At 68.6% G+C, this 5,434-nt stretch carries 6 protein-coding genes; 1 reads left to right on the top strand and 5 read right to left on the bottom strand.

The features are described from left to right. From E3T55_RS14070 to E3T55_RS14090, 5 genes are all read right to left on the bottom strand, one after another. On the bottom strand, positions 1-1,109 hold a 1,109-nt coding region (locus E3T55_RS14070), incomplete at its 3' end, for a PP2C family protein-serine/threonine phosphatase (protein WP_241993068.1). Positions 1,110-1,396: 287 nt separating this feature from the next. Continuing rightward, positions 1,397-1,825, bottom strand: coding sequence for an ATP-binding protein (locus E3T55_RS14075; RefSeq protein WP_134520199.1), 429 nt, complete (start codon positions 1,823-1,825; stop codon positions 1,397-1,399). Beyond that, entirely contained in the window at positions 1,818-2,150 is a 333-nt protein-coding gene (locus E3T55_RS14080; RefSeq protein WP_134520200.1) for an STAS domain-containing protein, read from the bottom strand. Before E3T55_RS14080 ends, E3T55_RS14075 begins: the two co-directional genes overlap by 8 nt. Continuing rightward, positions 2,135-4,180: a glycosyltransferase gene (locus tag E3T55_RS14085; protein ID WP_241993069.1), complete on the bottom strand. Its 2,046-nt coding sequence runs from the start codon at positions 4,178-4,180 to the stop codon at positions 2,135-2,137. The genes E3T55_RS14080 and E3T55_RS14085 overlap by 16 nt, the downstream gene beginning before the upstream one ends. 209 nt (positions 4,181-4,389) lie before the next feature. Then, positions 4,390-4,839, bottom strand: coding sequence for a DUF1801 domain-containing protein (locus E3T55_RS14090; protein ID WP_134520201.1), 450 nt, complete (start codon positions 4,837-4,839; stop codon positions 4,390-4,392). Between the two features lie 54 nt (positions 4,840-4,893). Here E3T55_RS14090 and E3T55_RS14095 point away from each other — a divergent pair. Beyond that, positions 4,894-5,434 (top strand): response regulator transcription factor (locus tag E3T55_RS14095; RefSeq protein ID WP_134520202.1); only part of this gene is annotated, 541 nt, incomplete at its 3' end.

Here is a 5,434-nt window from a genome sequence, read left to right on the forward strand (position 1 = left end):
CCGGCGCTTCGGGCGCGGCGGTCGATGCGGTGCACGACGAGGGCGGTGACATCGTCGGCCGCAGCCCCACCGGCCGCCAGGCGCATGAGCTCGTCGACGATTGCCTGGGCAAAAGAGGACCCGGCGCGAGCCTCGACCGAGCGCACGAAGGCCGCGACCTCGGCGAGCGCGGCCAGGCTGCCGTCGAACAGGTCAAGCACACCGTCGCTGACCGACACGAGCGTGTCGCCGTAGCCCAGCGTGACCGACTGCTCCTGCCAGGGAGCATCGAGTTCGAATCCGAGCGGCGGGTCCAGCGACGTCAAACGCTCGACGCCCCCGCCCGCCCGCACCACGATCGAGAGCCCATGTCCGGCATCGACGTACCGCAGCAGTCCGGAATCCATGTCGAGCCGGGCATGAAAGAGCGTCACGAAGCTGGCCGCCTCGTCGAGATCCTCCTCGAGCGTCGCCGCGGCCACCGCGAGCACGTCGCCGATATCCGCCAGCCGCGACCCCGACCGCAGCACCGCCCGCACGGTTGCCGCGATGATCGCCGCCCCGACGCCCTTACCCATCACGTCGGCCAGGGTGAACGCGGCGCCCTCCCCCACCGGATACCAGTCGAAGAAGTCCCCACCGACCGCGCGGGCCGGGGCGCATCCGCCGGCAACGTCGAAGCCCGGCAGGCTCACCAAACGCTTGGGCAGCAATCCGCGCTGAACCTCCGCGGCTCGGTCGAGTTCCTGCGTCACGGTCAGCTCTTTCTGCACCCAGAACGCGAGATCCCTCAGCAGCTCCTCTTCCGCGGCCGAAAATTCTCGCGGCCGCGAATCGAGCAGGCACAGCGTGCCCACGCGCTCACCGTGCGCTTCCAAGGGATATCCCGCATAAAAACGGATGCCGGGATCCCCCGTGACCAGGGGATTCTCCCGGAATCGAGCATCCTCCCTGGTATCACGGATGACCAGGGCCCGGCTCTGCGTGATCGTCACCGAACAGAACGCGGTCGACCGGTCGGCCTCGGTGACGTCGGCGCCCGTGCAGGATTTAAACCACTGCCGGTCGTGATCGATCAGCGTGACGGCGGCGATCTGCACGCCAAAGAGTCGACGCGCGAGCTGGGTCACCCGGTCAAAGCGATCCTCGGGCGGAGTATCGACCAACCCCAGCTCGTCGACCGCCCGTTGCCGAGCGGCCTCCGGCCCCGCCGGCCCCGCCAACACGGGATGTACAAGAACCGGCACCGGCACCGCCAGCTCCGGAACCGCCCCCTCACGCAGCGACGCTACGCCCCCCAACGCCTCGCTGGGCGCAACCGCGGGCGCCGGAACCTCGAGTTCCGCACCCGCACGGTCCGACAGGCCGCGTACAGCGGGAACAGTCGGCACAGCGGGCGCTGGAGCGGTCGGCGCGGTCATGCGCTCAACCGGCGCACGATGCGCCACTCGTTCATGTCGCCGTCGCGCTGATAATCCAGCTCGTCGACCAGGGCATGAATCAGCGGCAGCCCCCGACCGCCCTCGGCGAGCTCATCCGGCATCCCGGAGTCGGGCAGTTCGGCGACCCCTTTGGCCCCGGAATCGCGCAGCGTTGCCACGATCTGTTCGGCCGAAATTTCTACCCACAGGTAGCAGGTCACGCCCGAACCGGTGTCGGTGTGTTGCAACACATTGGATGCGAGTTCGATCAGGGCGGTCTCGAACCGCACCCGATCCGCCGCCGACACGAGCACGTCGTGAGCCCACACCGTCTCGAGCAACGCGTGAACGGCGTCGACGTTGTCGGGCGGAGCCTGCAGCAGCAGCGTGTGCCGGGTCGCTTCCGGCTTCGAGTGTTCAGACATCAAAGGCCGTGTCGGCACTGGCGTAGGCGGTGAACACCCGCTCCATGTTCGTGAGCTGTAGCACGAGCCGCACCTGCTCGTTCGGCGCGGCGATCCGCAGGTCGCCGCCGGCCTGCCTGGCCGTCTTCAACCCGTTGATCAGCGCCCCCAGACCGGACGAATCGATGAACTCGACCCCGCTCAGATCCACGACCACGCGTGTGCGTCCGGCGGTGACGGATGTCCCCACCGCCTCCCGCAGACGCGGTGCCGTGACCATATTGAGGCGTCCGGTGAAGCGCAAGACGGCGATCCCCTCGCTCGGGGTGTCTACTGTGAATTGCATGAGCGCGGGTCCTTGTCGGTGTCGGTTTCGATGTCACGTTCAGGTTCAGGTTCAGGTTCAGATCGAGCGGCCGCCGGCTCGAAGCCGCGGTAGCGGGCCGCGGGCACCAGCACGCTCAAAATGGTCAGGTCGAAGATGACCCAGGCCACGTTCACGGCGGTACCGATCGGTTCCCCGATTCCGAGCACCAGTCGGGTGATGCCGACCACGGTCGCGATCAGCAGAAGCGCCGCCACGATGATCTGCAGGCGAACCAGATGCCACGGCGGACGCCAGCCGGGGCCATCCGTCTGCCGCGTCTTCGGGGTGACCGCGAAGTCCAGCGGAACCCGGAACACCACGTTGGCCAGCGCCGTGGTGGTCGCCCGGATCCAGACCGGAAACAGGGCGAGGCTGTACTGCTGGCCGCGCCATGTGGAGATTCCGTGACTCGCGACGACGAAGAGCAGCTGGTTCACGATCATGAAGGGCAGAAACCGCAGGAAGAACTCGAGCGCGGTCGAGTCGACCGGCAGGATCCCCAGGCAGAGGAACACCATCGGGGCGATGAAATAGACCAGCGCGGCGTATCCACTGAGATAACTCCACATCGTGGAGAAGTACATCAGCCGCTGCGGCACGCTCAGCCCGCGCTGCAGCAGCGGGTTCTCGCGCAGCAGCACCTGCATCGTGCCCTGCGCCCAACGCAGCCGTTGCGTGAGCATCGTGCCGAGGTCTTCGGGGGCGAGGCCGACCGCGAGCAGTTCGTTGTGGTAGACGCTGGTCCAGCCGAGGCCGTGCAACCGCATCGAGGTGGCCATGTCCTCGGTCACCGAGATCGTGGCGAGCGGCATGAGCGGCTGCGCCTCGTGGGCGCGGTCGACGTCGATCGAGCGCAGCAGGGCCTGCACGCTCTCCAGGGCGCCAAGCGGCGACAGTTCGCGCGCGGCCAGGGCCGCGACCGTCTGGTCGATGTCCTGCGGAAGGGGGCTCGGGGCATCCGGCTGGCCTGACGCCGCCTGCAGATCGGCGATCACGGCCAGATCCAGGGCCAGCAGGTGCAGGTCGACCGCGACGAGCTCGTGGGAGACCGCGCCGATGCGCTGCTGCAGCGCGTAGGTCGCTGCACCGAGGGTCGCTCCGTGCGCGATCGCGGCCCGGGTCTCATCGATTGCGTCGCTCACCTCGGCGAGCGCGGCGCGCACAAACGGGTCACCGGCGCCCTCGGTGCGGCGCGCCCGGGCGAGCACGCGGTGCGCGCCGGCCAGCGCACGGCCGACGGCGCGTTCCATTTCGGTGACGTAGCGGGTGATGCCGAGCTGCATCAGGGCTTCGCGGCGCAGCAGGGCGTTGCTGCCGCAGAAGAAGGCGGCGTTCCAGCCGTCCTTGCCCTGCTGGATCGGCCCGTAGAACAGCGGCGCCTGGCTGCCGAGGGGGTCTCCCGGCTCGACGTTTCCGAACTGCTGCGGTGTTTGGATCAGCGCGAGGGTCGGCTCGACGAAATAGCCCAGCGTGCGGTCGAGGATCTCGGCGTACGGCACCTGGTCGGCGTCGAGGATCAGCAGAAACTCGCCCTCCGTCTGCATGAGAGCGTTGTTGAGGTTGCCGGCCTTGGCGTGGCGGGGCCGGTCGGCCCAGTCCGGGCCGCGGGTGAGATACCCCACACCGAGAGCGGCGGCGGCCTCGGCCATCTCGGGCCGGGCACCGTCGTCGAGAATCCAGGTCTGATGCGGGTAGCGGATGCCCCGGGCCGCCTCGGCCGTGCGGGCGACCATCGCGACGGGCTCGTTGTAGGTGGTGATGAAGACGTCGACGGTCAACCCGGGTGCCGGAGCCGGCGGCGCGGGCCGGTCGGTCGCCCGCCACATGGTGAGGCTGAAGAGGGCAACGTCGATCAGACTGTAGGTTTCGGCGGCGACCAGCGCCACGGCGATCCACCACGCGTCCCAGTTCAGGGAGAAGAGCCAGCGCCACGCAATGTAATTGGTGCCGAGCAGCATCGTGAGGATCACCATGATGCGAAGCAGCAGCATCCGTCGCGTTGCCCGCATTGTTCCCCCCAAATCTGAAGCTTTATTATAAGCCCCGAACAGGTGCTGCGGCGCCGTGCCAACGGACCCCTTCAGACCCGCGGCGTGCGTACCATTCGACGGAGTCTGGCGGCCAAATGGCCCCTGTCCCGTGACAACCCGTCACAAGCAGGTCCAACTCCGTCGAATGGTACGCGGAGCGGGGCGCGCGGCAGGGGCTGGGCGGGCGGTCAGGCCGGCAGGCTCAGCTCGTAGCCCGCCAGAAACCGCGGCACCGAGATGCCCGCCACGCAGCGGCGCACGACGTCGAGGTCGATGTCGCCGAGCGAGCTGAACCGCAGGCATCCGGCGCCGAGGTTCAGAGCGAGGCCGGTCGCCGCCCAGGAAGCGCGGAAGGCGGCATCCGCTTCGAGGTCACTCGCGAGCCCCATTAGATACAGGGAATGCGAAGTCACCTGCGCCGACACGCTGACATAGAGCAGCGGATGCCCGGTCACCGTGTTCGGATATGTCGCGAGCGGCACGACCCAGCCGGGCATGCCGAAAAACATGCCGAGCTCGTATCCGTCGGGCATGGCGTCACGCACGGTGTCGATCACCGGGTACAGCACCGCCCGGGCTGCGGGGGTGAGGTCGGAAAACCACTCCTCCACCGCGTCAGGGATCGGCTGTTTCATCACCGTGAGAGTCTACGCGGCAACCGCCCGCCGCCCCGTGTGGGGGATACTGAAACAATGAGCGCTCCACAAGACGACCGGCGCGTCGCCGTGATCATTGAAGACGACGCCGACATTCGCCATCTGCTCGAGGCGGTGCTCACCCAGGCCGGATTCGAAGCCATCACCGCCAGCAACGGCCTCGACGGCGTGAACGCGGTGCGCGCGCACAATCCGCTCGTGACGACCCTCGACGTGAGCATGCCCGGCATGGACGGCTTCGAAACCGCCAAGCGCATTCGCGCCTTCAGCAGCACCTACCTCGTCATGCTCACCGCCCGCGACGACGAGATCGACACCCTGCAGGGCCTCGAGGCCGGCGCCGACGACTATCTCACCAAGCCCTTCCGCCCCCGCGAACTGCGTGCCCGCATCGAGGCCATGCTGCGCCGTCCACGGCACACGGCGACGGATGCCCCCGCTCCCGCCCCCGGGGCGGCCGCCGCCCCGTCCGCGCCCGCCGCCGCGACTCCCGTCACTGTGCCCAGCGCGTCGAGCGCCCCGATCGCCCCGATCGTCGGCCCCTTCAACCGCCGTGCGAGCGCGGGCGCGGGTCGCG

This window comes from Cryobacterium frigoriphilum, from assembly GCF_004403305.1.
Classification (GTDB): Bacteria; Actinomycetota; Actinomycetes; order Actinomycetales; family Microbacteriaceae; genus Cryobacterium; species Cryobacterium frigoriphilum.

Excerpts from the sequence above, each read along its gene's own strand:
- E3T55_RS14075 (WP_134520199.1), bottom strand. The coding sequence starts at position 1,825 with ATGTCTGAACACTCGAAGCCGGAAGCGACCCGGCACACGCTGCTGCTG.
- E3T55_RS14080 (WP_134520200.1), bottom strand. The coding sequence starts at position 2,150 with ATGCAATTCACAGTAGACACCCCGAGCGAGGGGATCGCCGTCTTGCGC.
- E3T55_RS14085 (WP_241993069.1), bottom strand. The coding sequence starts at position 4,180 with ATGCGGGCAACGCGACGGATGCTGCTGCTTCGCATCATGGTGATCCTC.